Raw genomic sequence first — 15,297 nt, forward strand, 5'->3', positions numbered from 1 at the left:
GTCCATCGCTTACCTGTTCTGGAGAGCCTTCGATGAAAGGTCGATACCGTTGGCCACTGGTCGGTCTGCTGAGCCTGGCGTTGCTGTTGCTGGTCGTGCACCTGGCCCTGCCTTCGCTGGTGCGCAACTACCTCAATGACAAGCTGGCCGACATGGGCGAGTACCGCGGCCAGGTGCAGGACGTTGACCTGGCCTGGTGGCGGGGTGCCTACCAGATCAAGGGCCTGAAGATCGTCAAGACCACCGGCAAGGTCCCGGTGCCCCTGCTGGAAGCGCCGCTGATCGACCTGTCGGTGAGCTGGCAGGCGTTGTGGGAAGACCAGGCGGTGGTGGCCGAGGTGACCTTCGAGCAGCCGGTGCTCAACTTCGTCGACGGCGGCAGCCGGCAGAACTCGCAGACCGGCCGGGGCACCGACTGGCGCCAGCAGCTGGAAAAGCTGCTGCCCATCACCTTGAACGAAGTGCGCATTCACCAGGGAACGTTGAGCTTTCGCAACTTCAATTCCAAACCCCAGGTGAACCTCAAGGCCACGCAACTGGAGGCCAGCATCCGTAACCTGACCAACGTGCGCGACCAGCAGGGCCGGCGTGACGCCAGCTTCGAGGCGAAGGCCCGCTTGTTCGGTGACGCGCGGGTCGAGAGCACCGCGACGTTCGACCCGTTCAGCGATTTCGACGACTTCGAGTTCCGTTTGCGTGCCACGGACATCCAGTTGCGCAAGGTCAACGATTTTGCCAGCGCCTATGGCAAGTTCGACTTCAATGCCGGCCATGGTGACCTGGTGATCGAGGCCCAGGCCGAGAAAGGCCGCCTGAACGGTTACATCAAGCCGCTGCTGCGCGATGTGGACGTGTTCAACTGGCAGCAGGACGTCGAGGACAAGGACAAAGGCTTCTTCCGCTCGGTCTGGGAGGCCGTGGTCGGCGGCACCGAGAGTGTGCTGAAGAACCAGCCCAAGAACCAGTTCGCCACGCGCGTGGAGCTGAGCGGCAACGTGCACCAGCAGAACATCAGTGCGCTGGAAGCGGTCCTGCAGATCCTGCGCAACGGCTTCGTCAAGGCGTTCAACGCACGGTACGAGCAGCCCAAGCCGGGGGCGTCGTGAAGGTGGCTTGGATCGTAGCGGTAACGTGGGAGATGGAGTCGTTTGACTTGGTGGGCCCTGCGGGCCCAATCGCGGCCGGTCCGGCGCCCCGGCGGGGGCCGCTCCCACAGGTGACCGCGGTAGCCTGCAACGTCGCGGTGGAGCTACGGGTGTAGGAGCGGCCCCAGTGCCGCGATTGGGCCCGCCAGGGCCCACATCTGCTAGTGGCTGAAACCCTAGAATCTGCCGCAGAGACCGTGATTATCTGCACCACTGCAGCATGGCTCCGGATGGAGCGGCCTCTTGCCGGGGCGCCCTGCCCGGCCCGGGCATTCCCCACCCAGGGTCGCCACGCTATAGTCGAGCCCACCCATTCCAGGCGCCCCCTGTGCGCGCCGGCCACTCGAGGAGCCCTGCATGAAGTTCGAAGGCACGTCCGCCTACATCGCCACCGACGACCTGAAGCTGGCCGTGAACGCCGCCATCACCCTGCAGCGACCGTTGCTGATCAAGGGCGAACCGGGCACCGGCAAGACCTTGCTCGCCGAGCAGCTGGCCACCGCCTTCGGCACCCGCCTGATCACCTGGCACATCAAGTCCACCACCAAGGCCCAGCAAGGCCTGTACGAATACGATGCGGTCAGCCGCCTGCGTGACTCGCAGCTGGGGGTGGACAAGGTCCACGACGTGCGCAACTACCTGAAGAAGGGCAAGCTCTGGGAAGCGTTCGAGGCCGAGGAGCGCGTGGTGCTGCTGATCGACGAAATCGACAAGGCCGACATCGAGTTCCCCAACGACCTGTTGCAGGAACTCGACCGCATGGAGTTCTACGTCTACGAAACGGGCGAGACCATCAAGGCCCGGCATCGCCCGATCATCATCATCACCTCGAACAATGAGAAGGAGCTGCCGGACGCCTTCCTGCGGCGCTGCTTCTTCCACTACATCGCCTTCCCGGACCGCGCCACCCTGCAGCGGATCGTCGACGTGCACTTCCCCGGCATCCGCCCGTCGCTGGTCAGCGAGGCGCTGGACGTGTTCTTCGACGTGCGCAAGGTCCCGGGCCTGAAGAAGAAACCCTCGACCTCGGAGCTGGTCGATTGGCTCAAGCTGCTGATGGCCGACGAGATTGGCGAAGCGGTGCTGCGCGAGCGCGACCCGACCAAGGCCATCCCGCCGCTGGCCGGTGCGCTGGTGAAGAACGAGCAGGACGTGCACCTGCTCGAGCGTCTGGCGTTCATGAGCCGGCGCGGGCCGCGCTGACGGGGGCCTGACCATGCTGCTCACGCTGTTCAACGAATTGCGCGCGGCCAAGGTGCCGGTCTCGCTGCGCGAATGGCTCGACCTGATGGCGGCGCTGCAGACGCACGTGGTGTTCGCCGACATGGACGACTTCTATTTCCTGGCGCGGACCGTACTGGTCAAGGACGAGCGGCACTTCGACAGGTTCGACCGGGCGTTCTCGGCCTACTTCCAGGGCATGGAGCGGCTCGACGAGCACCTGGAAGCGCTCATCCCGGACGAATGGCTGCGCAAGGCATTCGAGCGCTCGCTCAGCGCCGAGGAACGTGCGCAGATCCAGTCACTGGGCGGTCTGGACGCCTTGATCGAGGCCTTCAAGCAGCGTCTGGACGAACAGAAGAAACGTCACGCAGGCGGCAACAAATGGATCGGCACGGGTGGCACCAGCCCGTTCGGTTCAGGCGGCTACAACCCCGAAGGCATCCGCGTGGGCGATGCTGGCCAACGGCAGGGCAAGGCGGTCAAGGTGTGGGAGCAGCGCGAGTACCGCAACCTCGATGCCCAGGTCGAGCTGGGCACACGCACGATCAAGCTGGCCCTGCGGCGCCTGCGCCAGTTCGCCCGCGACGGGGCGACCGAGGAACTGGACATCGACGGCACCATCGACCAGACCGCCCGCGATGCCGGCCTGCTGAACATCCAGATGCGCCCCGAGCGGCGCAACACGGTGAAGCTGTTGCTGCTGTTCGACATCGGCGGCTCGATGGATGCGCACGTGCGGGTATGCGAGGAGCTGTTCTCGGCCTGCCGGAGCGAGTTCAAGCACCTGGAGTCCTATTACTTTCACAACTGCGTCTACGAGACGCTGTGGAAGGACAACCTGCGACGTGACGTCGAGCGGGTCTCGACCTTCGACCTGCTGCACACCTATGGAGAGGACTACAAGGTGGTGTTCGTGGGCGATGCCTCGATGGCACCTTACGAGATCACCCAGCCAGGCGGCAGCGTCGAGCACTGGAACGAGGAGGCAGGGCACGTCTGGCTGCGCCGGTTCGTCGAGCGGTTCGGCAAGCTGGTGTGGATCAACCCCTATCCGCGGGAAACCTGGGGCTACAGCGCATCGAATGCCCTGGTGCGCGAGGTGATAGGCGAGCGAATGTATCCGTTGAGCCTGCAAGGGCTGGAGGATGCGATGCGCTACCTGGCCAAGTAGCGTGGGGCAAAGGCGCGTGTACAGCAAGCGACTGGGTTGGCTGACGGGTCTGCGGCCCCTTCGGGCCCGATCGCGGGCAAGCCCGCTCCCACAGGTTCGTGATCGCCTGACCACTGCGGTGTAGCTACGGGTGAGCGGCCCGGCCGCGATCGTGCCTGCCAGGGCCCATATCAGCACGTGGCAGAAACCATGGACTCTTCCACAGGTCGACCGCAGTGCTGATTCTGCAGGTATCGCCTCCCTGCGCGTTCAGCAGGATGTCGCCTCTCTATGTGGGAGCGGGCTTGCCCGCGATCGGGCCCGCAGGGGCCGTAAATCCCGCGACGCCCTGCCCTGCCTACTGCGCCTCTTGCCACCGCCGCACGTATGCCTGCTGCTGCTCCCAGGCCAGTGTCTGTACCACGGCCCTGAACCTTACCTGCTCGCCTGGCAGGCACTGTGCCAGTCGCGCCAGCGCCAACGGCGTCAACGCGCCCAGGCGTGGGTAGCCGCCAATCGTCTGCCGATCGTTGAGCAGCACGATCGGCTGCCCGTCGGGCGGCACCTGCACCGCGCCCAGCGGGATGCCTTCGGAGATCATCGGCTCGCCCTGGTACACCAGCGCCGGCCCGAGCAGGCGCACGCCCATGCGGTCGGCGCGGGTGTCGAGCGTCCAGGCGCTGTTGAAGGCCTCGAACAGGCTGGTCCCGCTGAACGCCCCCAGCTGCGCGCCCATCACCACGTCAAGCACAGGGGTGTCGGACCACACCGGGCGCAAGGCCGTCGGTACCGTCGCATGCGCGGCAGGGCCTGTGCCACAGCACAGCGCCTGCCCCGTGGCCAAGGCCTGGCCCTGCCCGTCGAGGCCGCCAAGACCTTCGCGCCTTACCGTGGCCCTGCTGCCCAGCACCACGGGCGCCTGGAAGCCACCCTGGCCTGCCAGGTAGGCACGCGCGCCTTGCCGGGGACGTTCGAAGGTCAGGCGTTGGCCCGGGGCCAGGGTGAAGCTCGACCACGGCGCGAGGGGGCGGTCGTCGAGCCGTGCCCCCAGGTCGGCTCCGGCCAGTGCCAGGCTGCACGGTGCTTCGGCCAGCACGCTGAAGCCGCCCAGGGTCACCTCCACGACGGCTGCGTCGAGGGCATTGCCCAGCAGCCAGTTGGCCCAGCGCAAGGCGACCCAGTCCAGCGCCCCGCCCTGGGTGACGCCCAGGTGCCGCACGCCGAAGCGGCCGGCATCCTGCAGTTGGCACAGTGGCGTGCTGGCCTCGATGATCAGACGGCTCATGGGGTCGCCTCCAGCGGTGTGTCATCGCCCCCGAGGGCCAGGAAACGGGCATGGTCGATGGCGATGAAGCGTACGCGATCACCGGGTTGCAGCAGGCTGTAGCCTTCACGGTGGCGATCGAACAAGGCCACCGGCGTGCGCCCGATGAGGTTCCAGCCCCCGGGTGACACGGCCGGGTAGGCAGCGGTCTGGCGTTCGGCAATACCGACGCTGCCAGCGGTCACCCGCTGGCGCGGGGTCGAAAGCCGCGGGCTGGCCAAACGTTCGTCGACCAGGCCCATGAAGCCGAAGCCAGGCGCGAAGCCCAGGGCGAACACAGGGTAGTCGGCGCCACTGTGCAGGGCGATCACCGCCTCGCGTGACAGGCCGGCGCGAGCGGCGATCACGTCCAGTTCAGGGCCGACCTGCGGGTCGTACCACACCGGAACCTCGTGTCGACGCCCGTCGGCCTGAGCGTCCGGCCGCAGGTCGCTGAGTGCCTGCTCGATCAAGCGACGCGCCTGGGTGGGCGGCAGGTCGGTCTGGATCATGAGGGTGGTATAAGAAGGCACCAGGTCGATCACATGCGCGGCCAGTACCGTGGACACCTGCCGCGTGGCCGCCAGCAGCCAGGGCATGTTGTCCGGGTCGATGCGCTCGAACAGGCGCACCATGAAGGTGTCGACGGCGACCACCTCGAGACGCGGCGTCATGCCTGCTCCAGTGCGTCGAGCGCTTCACGGATCTGACGCACCGCGGCCACGGAGCCGGCATTGTCGCCGTGCACGCACAGGGTGCGGGCCGCCAGGCGCAGCGCGCTGCCATCGTCGGCGTCCAGGCACTCGCCCCGCGCCAGGCGCACGGCCTGCTCGACGACCCGGGCCGGGTCATGGTGCACCGCATTCGGCAGGCGACGCGAGCGCAGGTGCCCGCTGGCGGTGTAGGCACGGTCGGCGAACGCCTCGAACCACAGGGTCATGCCCAGCGTGTCGCCCAGCGCCTGGGCTGCCCGATCGTCGGCGGTGGCCATCAGCATCAGCGGCAGGTCGCGGTCATAGGCGCCCACGGCCTGCATGACCACGCGCAAGGTCTCGGGGTTGGCCATCATGTCGTTGTACAGCGCGCCATGGGGCTTGACGTAGGCCACCCGGGTGCCGGCCGCCTTGCAGATCCCGTCGAGCGCACCGATCTGGTAGTGCAGCAGGTCGCGCAGCTCGTCGGCGTCGCAGGCCAGGCTGCGCCGGCCGAAGCCGACCAGGTCCGGGTAGGCCGGGTGCGCGCCGATGGTCACCCCGTGGGCCAGCGCCAGGGCCACGGTGCGGCGCATGACGCTCGGGTCGCCGGCGTGGTAGCCGCAGGCAATGTTGGCGCAGTCGATGTAGGGCATGACCTCGGCGTCCAGGCCCATGTGCCAGGCGCCGAAGCTTTCCCCCATGTCGCAGTTCAATAACAGTCGTGGCACCGCAGGCTCCTTGGTCATGTGCAGGCGTCAGGCAGGGGTGGCGTCGACGGCCACCAGGGCCTGGTCGAGGTCGTCGATCAGGTCGCGCGCGTCCTCCACGCCGACCGACAGGCGCAGCAGGTCTTCGCCGATGCCCATCTGCTGCTTCTGCTCGGGGCTCAGGGAATTGTGCGACATGGTCCAGGCATGGTTGATCATGCTTTCGACGCCGCCGAGCGAGTCGGCCAGCACGAAGATCGACAGCCGCCGGACCACCTGTTCGGCGCCCGCGCGGCCGCCCTTGACTCGCAGCGCGACCACCGCACCGCCTGCACGCATCTGCCGCTGGCAGAGGGCATGCTGGGGGTGGCTCGGCAAGCCGGGGTAGAACACCTGCTCGACCTGGGGATGAGCCTCGAGGAACTGCGCCACCTTCAACGCATTGGCGCACTGACGCTCAAGGCGCACGTCGAGGGTCTTCAGGCCGCGCAATGCCAGGTAGCAGTCGAACGGGCCCTGGATCGCGCCGACGGCCATGCTGATCTTGCGCAACCGTGCCAGCAGCGTGTCGTTCGCGGCCACCACCAGGCCGCCGATCAGGTCGGAGTGGCCGCCGATGTACTTGCTCGCCGAGTGCATGACCAGGTCCACGCCCAGGCGAATCGGCTGCTGGTTCCAGGGCGAGCAGAAGGTGTTGTCGATGCAGGTGAGCACGCCACGGGCGCGCGCCAGGTCGCACAGGGCCTGGATGTCGACCAGTTGCAGCAGCGGGTTGGTGGGCGACTCGATCCAGATCAGGCCGGTGTTCGGCTGGATCGCTGCGGCCACGGCCTGCAGGTCGTTCAGGTCGACGTAGCGGGTGGTCAGACCGCTGGTGTGGGCGCGGTAGTCCTCCATCAGCCGGAAAGTGCCACCGTAGACGCCCCGCATCACGATGACGTGGGCGTCCTTGGGCAGCAGCTCGAGCACCGTGGCCGTGGCGTTCACCCCCGAGGCGCAGGCGACCGCGCCAGCGCCCTCCTCCAGGGCCGCCACGCAGCGTTCATAGGCGTCGCGGGTCGGGTTGCTCACGCGGCTGTAGGCGTAGTCAGGGTGCTCGTCGAGGCTGCGCTTGGTGAACGAGCTGGCCGTGACGATCGGCGGAACGATGGCGTTGTCGGCGACGCGATACGGATGGCCGGCATGCAGCGTACGGGTGGCGAAGTGACGGGGCTTGTCGGACATGGTCGGGCCTGTGGCGGATCAGCGGTCGAGGGATTCACTATGGCATATTCCGGGAAGCGTGTGAGGTACAGGCCCTGCGCGGCCGGTCCGGGGCCCGCAGCGAAAGCGCTGGTCCCTGCGCCGTCATTTGGCTAGTCTCGACAGCTCCCTCAGCGACCCTGCCGCCTACCCATGGACAGCTACGACCAGCACATCCTCACCCTGCTGCAACGCGACGCCTCGATGTCGATCAAGGACCTGGCCGAGGCGGTCAACCTGTCGACCACGCCCTGCTGGAAGCGGGTCAAGCGTCTCGAGGAGGACGGCTACATCCGCCAGCGCGTTGCCCTGCTCGATCCGGCCTTGCTCAACCTGGGCCTGACTGTGTTTCTCCAGCTCAAGACCCAGCGCCACGACAGCGACTGGCTGGCGCACTTCGCCGAGACGGTGATCGCCTACGAAGAGGTCATGGAGTGCTACCGCATGGCCGGCGACTGGGACTACCTGCTGCGCGTGGTGGTGGCCGACGTGGCCGCCTACGATCGTTTCTACAAGAAACTGATCACCCACACCGACGGGTTGTCCAACATCACGTCGTGCTTTGCCATGGAACAGATGAAGTTCACCACGGCGCTGCCCGTGCGGCGCTGAATCGCCCTCCGGGCCGTCGTGATAGAGCAGGCTGATCGGTCGGTCGGCAAAAGCAATTTGACGCACCCTCGTACCGGCGATAGGTTGGTTTTCAGACACGGCGCCCAAGCGCCCAGCACTCAGGCATAGACGTGGAATCGCACAGCTCGCCCCTGATCGACGGTTACGACCGGAAAATCGACTACCTGCGCATGTCGGTCACCGACCGCTGTGACTTTCGCTGTGTCTACTGCATGGCCGAAGACATGCAGTTTCTGCCGCGACAACGCATTCTTACTCTCGAAGAGCTCTACCAGGTCGCCGAGCGCTTCGTCGCGCTGGGCACGCGCAAGATCCGCCTGACCGGCGGCGAGCCGCTGGTACGCCAGGGCATCGTCGACCTCTGTGGCCGCATCGCCAGCCTGCCCGGCCTGCGCGAGCTGTGCCTGACCAGCAATGGTTCCCAGCTCGGACGCCTGGCCCAGCCGCTGTTCGACGCCGGGGTCACGCGGCTCAACATCAGCCTCGACAGCCTCGACCCCGAGCGCTTCCGCGCCTTGACCCGTACCGGCGACCTGTACCAGGTCATCGACGGCATCGACGCGGCACGCGCCGCCGGCTTTCGCCGCACCAAGCTCAACTGCGTGGTGCTCAAGGGCCGTAACGACGACGAGATCGTGGACCTGGTGCGGTTTGCCATCGCCCGTGAGCTGGACATCTCGTTCATCGAAGAGATGCCGCTGGGGGTGATCAGCGAACACGAGCGTGGCGAGTCCTATTGCTCCAGCGACGAGGTGCGCGCGCAGCTGGCCCGGCACTTCACCCTGATCGAATCGGCCGAGTCCTCGCTGGGCCCGGCGCGCTACTGGCGCCTGGCCGAGGCGCCCAATACCCGGGTCGGTTTCATTTCCCCCCACAGCCACAACTTCTGCGCCACCTGCAACCGCGTGCGCCTGACCGTCGAAGGCCGTCTGCTGCTGTGCCTGGGCAACGAGCACTCGCTCGACCTCAAGCAGGTGCTGCGTGCGCACCCCGGCGACAGCGAACGCCTCGAACAGGCCATCCGCAAGGCGGTGCAGCTCAAGCCGTACCGGCACCACTTCGAGGTCGGCGGCGAAGTGCAGATCCTGCGTTTCATGAACATGACCGGCGGCTGATCGCGTCGCCTCGGGAGTGCCATGATCGTTCCACCACGCGTCAACCTGCTGCGGGTGCTGTTCACCCTGAAGGGCTCGATCGTCAAGCGCATCGCCGGCCGCTGCCTGCTGGTGACCGCGCTGGCGGCGCTGATCGTGCTGGTCGAGCAGCGCTACCCCGCCCTGTTCTATCCCGTCAGCGCCACACCATTCACCCTGCTGGGGCTGTCGTTATCGATCTTCATGAGCTTTCGCAACACGGCCTGCTACGACCGCTGGTGGGAAGGGCGCAAGGCCTGGGGTCGGCTCTTGATCGAGACGCGCTCGTTCGTGCGTGAAAGCGTCGTGATCGAGGTACCCCAGGTACGCGCCGACGTGCTGCGCAGCCTGTGTGGCTTCGCCCACGCCCTCAACGCCGGGCTGCGTGGCGAAGACCCGGCCCGTGCCGCGGTCGCCTGGCTGCCGGTCCAGGCTCGCCCCAGCCCGCACAACCTGTGCGACGGCATCCTGCAAGCGGTCGGTGAGCGATGCTCGCAACTGGCTCGGCAGGGGCAGATAAGCGAATGGCGCTACACCGTGCTCGAACAGCGCCTGGTGGGCTTGAGCGAGGTCCAGGCCACCTGCGAGCGCCTCAAGCACACGCCCCTGCCCTTTCCCTACACGTTGCTGCTGCACCGCACCATCTACATCTTCTGCCTGCTACTGCCCTTCGCCCTGGCCGAACCGCTGGGCTGGCTGGCACCGCTGTTCACCCTGCTGGTGAGCTACACCTTCTTCGGCCTGGATGCGATCGGCAACGAGCTGGAAGACCCGTTCGGGCACGAAGAGAACGACCTGGCCACCGACGCGCTGGTGCGGACCGTCGAGCGCGACATCCTGGCGGCGCTGGGCCAGACGCCCTTGCCCGAACCGCTGGCGCCGCGCGGGCATGTGCTGAGCTGACGCGCCAGGCACGACAAAGATTGGCCAGGCACGGCGGACTTGGTTAAGGTCGGCGCACGCCCCTTCACCAGGCCCCGGCATGGACATCAAGCAACTGAAGTTTCTCATCGCCCTCGACCAGACCCGGCATTTCGGTCAGGCCGCCGCGCTCTGCCACGTGACCCAGCCGACCCTGTCGATGCGCCTGCGCAACCTCGAGGAGGAGCTGGACCTGGTGCTGGTCGAACGCGGGCAGCGCTTCGAGGGCTTCACCGAAGCCGGCGAACGCGTACTGGCCTGGGCCCGTACGCTGATGGCGGCGCACGATGGGCTGCAGGCCGAGGCCGCCAGCTGCCGCGGCCAGGTGGTCGGCCGCCTGCGCCTGGGCACGGTGCCGCTGTCCAGTTTCGACACCATGACCCTGCTGCGGCCGTTGCGTGAGCACTACCCCGAACTGCGCTTCGAGCTGTCGGCCCTCAGCTCCGAACAGATCATCGACGGCCTGAGCCGCAACCAGCTGGACCTGGGGCTGTGCTACCTGGATCAGGTCGACACGAGCTTCTTCGAGGTGCTCGAGCTGGGCACGACGACCATGGGCCTGCTGCATGACACCCGGCATTTCCAGTTCGATCAGGCGGCGCTGCGCTGGGAAGACCTCGCGCCCCTGCCGCTGGGCCAGCTGAGCCAGGGCATGCACTACCGCCAGTCGCTGGACCTGAGCTTCAGAAGCCGCGGCCTGCACCCGCTGGCCGTGCTGGAAAGCGATTCCACCTTCCACGTGCTGCAGGCGATCGATGCCGGGCTTTGCTGCGCCGTCATGCCACTGGGCTGCGGCTTGGAGCGTCTGAGCGAACACCTGCGCATCGTGCCGATCGACGACGCCAGCATCCACAGCCCGCTGGGGCTGCTGCAACGGCGCAGCGAACCGCGTTCGGCGATCGCCGAGCAGTGCTTCCTGCGGGCGCGCGACTGGTTCGCGCCCTGAACGGCCACCCTGCAGGCAAAAAAAACCCGCACGCTGGCGGGTCGAAAAGGTAAGGGAGGGATACCTCGCAAGCATTGACCCGAGGGTCGTCGAGAGAAGTCCGAAAGGATGACGAACGGTCGTCCATGAACGTTTCCTGAAACACGTCGAGGCCTTACGCGTTCAAGCGTTTTGTTCGACGACGTCCACCTTGTTCCCCACCACACTGCCCATCCTGCCATTCATCGGGACTGGCAGCCGTCCACCTGAACGTTGCCCCGCCTCTGCCTTTCGGAATCCTTACAAGCCGACCCGGCGAGCACGGGCGGCACCCCTTTTCCAGAGCGCTTCGGGCGCTTCGCAGCAGGTGGCCATCATGTGCGAATGCATCGTTCAGTCCCACAACGTTCAAGGTGCACTTGCACCGTTCGCTCAACCGGTGCTCGACGCACGCAGCGAGGCTGATCGGGCCTGCGCGCCATTGTCCGACGCGCCTGCCTCACGCGAGTCCCTGGTCAAACCCAGGATGCGCGTGCAGGCCATCCTCATGCGGGCCGGCCAACCGGTGACGCGCGACGTGCGCTGGGGCTGGACGCCCGAATGGTCCATGGCGCCACGCTCGCCGATCACGCGGCTGTCGCTGGAACAAGTGCTGCGCTCTCCACAATACGCTCGCCTGCGCCGTGACGGCCGCGCGTTGATCCCGGTCGAAGGGTGGTACGAGACGGCCAGCGAAGGCGCCGGCACTGCCCGTCGGCAACTGGCCTACATCACCGCCCGCCATGCGGGTCCCTTGTACCTGGCCGGCCTGGCCCATGTCGGCGTCGAACCCAGTGGCTGCGATGGCCTGGCCCTGGTGACGACCCTGGATACGGCAGGCCAGCAACGCCTGGTGGTGCTCGACGAGGCGCATGCCAAGGCGTGGCTGGCCCCCGACCTTGACTGGGAACAGGCTCAACGGTGCGTCCTGCCCCACGCGCTGGGGGTGGATCGACTGGAACACCTGTTCCAGGCCAAGCGCGGGTTCGCCTCGACGGCCCGTTGAACCTCTGATCACGCAGGAGAACGCATTTCATGTTGCGGGATGTCGCATTGCTGGAGCGTCTGTTGGTGGCCTATGGGCCTGGTGGACAGGAAGACGATGTTCGGGCCGTGTGCCTGGAAGCCCTGAACGAACATTGCGACGAGGTCCATGTCGACCGGGCTGGCAACGTCGCAGGGGTCATCCGTTCAGCGCATCCCAGCGACCCTGACGACAGCATTCGGGTCATGGCGCACCTGGATGAAATCGCCATGATCGTCAAACGCATCCGGGCCGACGGCAACCTCGAGGTCGTGGCCCTGGGCGGTGCGCAGCCGATCTGCTTCGGCGCCTGCCCCGTGGAGATCCTGGGCGACGAACAGCGCCTGCCGGGCGTGCTGTCCTACGGGTCGATGCATGCCTCTCAGGCGACCCCCACAGGACGTGACGTGCTTTCGGGCGATGTGCACTGGAACGACGTCCACATCGTGACCCGTCGCAGCGAGCGTGAGCTACAGGCCATGGGCGTGAGGCCCGGCACACGGGTGGTCCTCAGCCGACACTGGCGCCAACCGTTTCGCGTCAACGACGCCATCGCGGCGCACTTCATGGACGACCGCGCGCCCCTGGTCGCGGCGATCGAGGCGGCAGTCCTGGTCCGTGCGCAACGCGGTGCACTGCAGCAAGACGTCTGGTTCGTGCTCACCACGCTGGAGGAAGAGTCCAACGCGGGCGCCATGTACGCCGCCGCGCGGTTGCCAGGCGATACCACGCTCGCGTTGGAGGTAGGCCCTGTGCTGGAGGAGTACGGCACACGTCTGAGTGCCGACCCCATCGTCAACACCGGCGACCAGAAAGGCTACTACACCCCGGCCGTGGTCACCTCGCTGATGCGGGCTGCACGCCGGGCCGGCTATGCGCCCCAGGCGGCGCTGCTGGTGGACTTCGCCTCGGACGCCAGCGCCGTCATGAGCAGCGGCATCGCGGCGCGCGCCGGGTGCCTGGCCATCCCCACCGACAACACCCATGGTTTCGAGATCATTCACGAGCGCGGTATCCAGGCCTGCGCCGAGACCCTGGCCACGTTCCTGCTGGACCCAGCGCTCGAAAGAGCCGATCGGTCGCCCCGGTCGAACGACCCTGCGCGCTAGGCCTCACACCCAGACACCCATCCCGAAAGGAGAAACACCCATGGCCACACCCAAGGACAACCTGCTGGATTGGCTGCGTGATGCCCACGCGATGGAGCAGCAGGCCGAAAGCATGCTCAAGGGCCAGGCAGAACGACTGGAGCACTACCCCGAACTGAAACGGCGAATCGTTAAGCACATCGAGGAGACCAAGGGTCAGCAGAAGGCCCTCGACGCCTGCATTGCCCGTCTGGGCGGCAGCACCTCCACCTTCAAGGACCTGGCAGGCAAGGTCATGGCCTTCGGTCAGGCCTTGGGCGGCATGGTCATGAGCGACGAGGTGGTCAAGGGCGCGATGTCGGGTTATGTGTTCGAAAACCTGGAAATCGCGATGTACACGGTGCTGATCGAGGCCGCCGAGCAAGTGGGCGACCGTGAGACGGCCGATGCGTGCCGTGCGATCCTGGAACAGGAACAGGCGATGGCGAACTGGCTGCAGGAGCACCTGCCTGAGGTGACGCGTGCGTTTCTGGCGCGGTCGGCTGATCCGGAGGCAGAAGCCAAGCGCTGAGTGCAGGGTCTGAAAACAAGCGCGCCGGGTCTTGGACCCGGCGCGTGAGGACCAGCGATCAGCTGATCAGCGCTTGAGCGCCTCGCCACTGCCAAGGTTGGCACCGGTCAGCGGTTGGGCGTCCGGATCGGACATGGTCCTTTCCTTGAAGGCTTCCAGTGCAGCGAAGGATTCCTCGTCCAGCTCGACCGAGGCATTGCCGTCGCCACCGTCCACCGCCGGTTGTGGATTTTCCACGTAGACCCATTCGTCCATCTGGCCAGGCACGCCTTGCGCTTCGCCCTGGTTCCAGGCACCGCGCATGTCGTCGCCATGGGACATGTTGAAGTAGGTCTTGTTGAACTCCGCCACGCCGGGCAGCTTACCCTGTGGGAAGTTGGGCTGGATGCTGTGCAAGGCCTTCTCGAACGACTGCTGGTGAGCGATTTCACGGCTCATCAGGAACTGCAGCGCATCTCGGACCCCGGCATCGTCAGTGACGTTGATCAGGCGTTCGTAGACGATCTTGGCACGTGCTTCGGCCGCGATGTTGGAGCGCAGGTCGGCGGTTGGCTCACCAATGGTGTCAATGTAGGCGGCGGTCCACGGGATGCCACCGGAATTGACCAGTGCTGCACCACCACCGTAAAGCATGCTGGTGATGTGGGAGTCGTTGCCGGCCCCGGTCAGCGAACGGTACAGCTCGCCTTCGGACTCGACCCCTTCGGCCAACTTGCCCTTGGCACCCTTGTTGAGCATCACCACGATCGAACCGATCACTTCAAGGTGACTGAGTTCTTCGGTCGCAATGTCGTACAGCATGTCCTTGCGGCCTGCATCGTCTTCCGACACGGCCTGTGTGAAGTAACGCATGGCGGCGGCCAGTTCACCCTGAGGCCCACCGAACTGCTCGAGCAACAGATTGGCCAGGCCTGGATTGGGGCCGGCCACTCGAACGGTGTATTGCAGTCGCTTGTTGTGCATGAACATGTACGTATTCCTCTTCAGGCGTTCAGGGCGAATGGCCGCCCTGAACTTCTTCATTGGAAAATCAGCGCTTGTCGTCGCGCTGTTGACCATTGCCGTGGCTCATCTGGCCACCTTTCTTGCCAGCGTCCGAAGCGCGTTGCGGATCGTCGGCGAAGTTGCCGCGCCCACTCTGCCCGCCTTGACGGCCGGTTTCATTGCCGTGGCTGGTGCCGGAGCTCTGCCCTCCTTTGCGCCCCGCTTCCGACGCGCGTTCGCGATCGTTGGCGAAGTTGCCAGGGTTTTGGCTGCTCTGCGTGTCTTGACGATTAGCCATGATCTTTCACCTCATGTCAGTCCTACACAGGAACGTCTGTGTTTCTGTGTGACGTGCTCGCGGCGCAGACGTGTTCTTTTGTTTTTCGAACGCCTGACGAATTGCATTAAAGATCATTCGGTACAATGTTTAGCGCGCCAAAAGATGGGCATCTGCACAGCTAGGGCATACTGATGGCGTCGACCGACAAAGCGTTGGCACGCTATCGCTTTACA

At 66.0% G+C, this 15,297-nt stretch carries 15 protein-coding genes and 1 pseudogene; 10 read left to right on the forward strand and 6 right to left on the reverse strand.

The genetic code is table 11. The annotated features are described in order from the left end of the window. Window positions 1-32: 32 nt before the first annotated feature. The 3 genes from G7Z99_RS14450 (at window position 33) to G7Z99_RS14460 (ending at window position 3,540) form a co-directional block, all read left to right on the forward strand. Entirely contained in the window at window positions 33-1,106 is a 1,074-nt protein-coding gene (locus tag G7Z99_RS14450) for a DUF748 domain-containing protein (RefSeq protein WP_181094913.1), read from the forward strand. Between the two features lie 396 nt (window positions 1,107-1,502). Further along, entirely contained in the window at window positions 1,503-2,348 is an 846-nt protein-coding gene (locus G7Z99_RS14455; protein WP_181094915.1) for an AAA family ATPase, read from the forward strand. Between the two features lie 13 nt (window positions 2,349-2,361). Further along, window positions 2,362-3,540: a vWA domain-containing protein gene (locus tag G7Z99_RS14460; protein WP_181094917.1), complete on the forward strand. Its 1,179-nt coding sequence runs from the start codon at window positions 2,362-2,364 to the stop codon at window positions 3,538-3,540. 337 nt (window positions 3,541-3,877) lie between these two features. Here G7Z99_RS14460 and G7Z99_RS14465 read toward each other — a convergent pair whose 3' ends face one another. The 4 genes from G7Z99_RS14465 to G7Z99_RS14480 are packed head-to-tail and all read right to left on the reverse strand — an operon-like array spanning window position 3,878 to window position 7,448. Continuing rightward, window positions 3,878-4,804, reverse strand: a complete 927-nt coding sequence (locus G7Z99_RS14465) for a 5-oxoprolinase subunit C family protein (RefSeq protein ID WP_181094919.1) — start codon at window positions 4,802-4,804, stop codon at window positions 3,878-3,880. Then, window positions 4,801-5,496: a 5-oxoprolinase subunit PxpB gene (gene pxpB, locus G7Z99_RS14470; RefSeq protein WP_181094921.1), complete on the reverse strand. Its 696-nt coding sequence runs from the start codon at window positions 5,494-5,496 to the stop codon at window positions 4,801-4,803. Before pxpB ends, G7Z99_RS14465 begins: the two co-directional genes overlap by 4 nt. Next, the gene (locus tag G7Z99_RS14475; RefSeq protein ID WP_181094923.1) at window positions 5,493-6,263 is read right to left on the reverse strand and encodes a 5-oxoprolinase subunit PxpA; all 771 of its coding nucleotides are present in this window, start codon (window positions 6,261-6,263) and stop codon (window positions 5,493-5,495) included. The genes pxpB and G7Z99_RS14475 overlap by 4 nt, the downstream gene beginning before the upstream one ends. Before the next feature lie 9 nt (window positions 6,264-6,272). Beyond that, on the reverse strand, window positions 6,273-7,448 hold the full coding sequence (locus G7Z99_RS14480) for a trans-sulfuration enzyme family protein (protein WP_181094925.1): 1,176 nt from the start codon (window positions 7,446-7,448) through the stop codon (window positions 6,273-6,275). A gap of 171 nt (window positions 7,449-7,619) precedes the next feature. Here G7Z99_RS14480 and G7Z99_RS14485 point away from each other — a divergent pair, with 171 nt between their 5' ends. The 7 genes from G7Z99_RS14485 (at window position 7,620) to G7Z99_RS14515 (ending at window position 13,800) form a co-directional block, all read left to right on the forward strand. Next, entirely contained in the window at window positions 7,620-8,078 is a 459-nt protein-coding gene (locus tag G7Z99_RS14485) for an Lrp/AsnC family transcriptional regulator (protein ID WP_181094927.1), read from the forward strand. A gap of 131 nt (window positions 8,079-8,209) precedes the next feature. Then, complete coding sequence (gene moaA, locus G7Z99_RS14490) at window positions 8,210-9,214, forward strand: GTP 3',8-cyclase MoaA (RefSeq protein ID WP_181094929.1); 1,005 nt, start codon at window positions 8,210-8,212, stop codon at window positions 9,212-9,214. Window positions 9,215-9,235: 21 nt separating this feature from the next. Then, entirely contained in the window at window positions 9,236-10,135 is a 900-nt protein-coding gene (locus G7Z99_RS14495; RefSeq protein ID WP_181094931.1) for a bestrophin family protein, read from the forward strand. Between the two features lie 79 nt (window positions 10,136-10,214). After that, window positions 10,215-11,099 (forward strand): LysR family transcriptional regulator, encoded by an 885-nt coding sequence (locus G7Z99_RS14500; RefSeq protein WP_181094933.1) that lies wholly within the window; start codon window positions 10,215-10,217, stop codon window positions 11,097-11,099. Between the two features lie 355 nt (window positions 11,100-11,454). Next, window positions 11,455-12,123 carry an SOS response-associated peptidase family protein gene (locus G7Z99_RS14505; RefSeq protein WP_181094935.1) on the forward strand — a complete coding sequence of 223 codons (669 nt, stop codon included), beginning with the start codon at window positions 11,455-11,457 and terminating at the stop codon, window positions 12,121-12,123. Window positions 12,124-12,152: 29 nt separating this feature from the next. Continuing rightward, on the forward strand, window positions 12,153-13,250 hold the full coding sequence (locus G7Z99_RS14510) for a M42 family peptidase (protein ID WP_181094936.1): 1,098 nt from the start codon (window positions 12,153-12,155) through the stop codon (window positions 13,248-13,250). 40 nt (window positions 13,251-13,290) lie between these two features. Beyond that, entirely contained in the window at window positions 13,291-13,800 is a 510-nt protein-coding gene (locus tag G7Z99_RS14515) for a ferritin-like domain-containing protein (protein ID WP_181094937.1), read from the forward strand. Between the two features lie 66 nt (window positions 13,801-13,866). Here G7Z99_RS14515 and G7Z99_RS14520 read toward each other — a convergent pair whose 3' ends face one another. Together G7Z99_RS14520 and G7Z99_RS14525 are read right to left on the reverse strand one after the other, a co-directional pair. Then, the gene (locus tag G7Z99_RS14520; RefSeq protein ID WP_181094938.1) at window positions 13,867-14,769 is read right to left on the reverse strand and encodes a manganese catalase family protein; all 903 of its coding nucleotides are present in this window, start codon (window positions 14,767-14,769) and stop codon (window positions 13,867-13,869) included. A gap of 61 nt (window positions 14,770-14,830) precedes the next feature. Next, window positions 14,831-15,043, reverse strand: a pseudogene (locus tag G7Z99_RS14525) (general stress protein); the annotation flags it as partial. Window positions 15,044-15,297 lie beyond the last annotated feature (254 nt).

Origin of the sequence: Pseudomonas entomophila, from assembly GCF_013523165.1 — a bacterium.
GTDB classification, from domain to species: domain Bacteria; phylum Pseudomonadota; class Gammaproteobacteria; order Pseudomonadales; family Pseudomonadaceae; genus Aquipseudomonas; species Aquipseudomonas entomophila_A.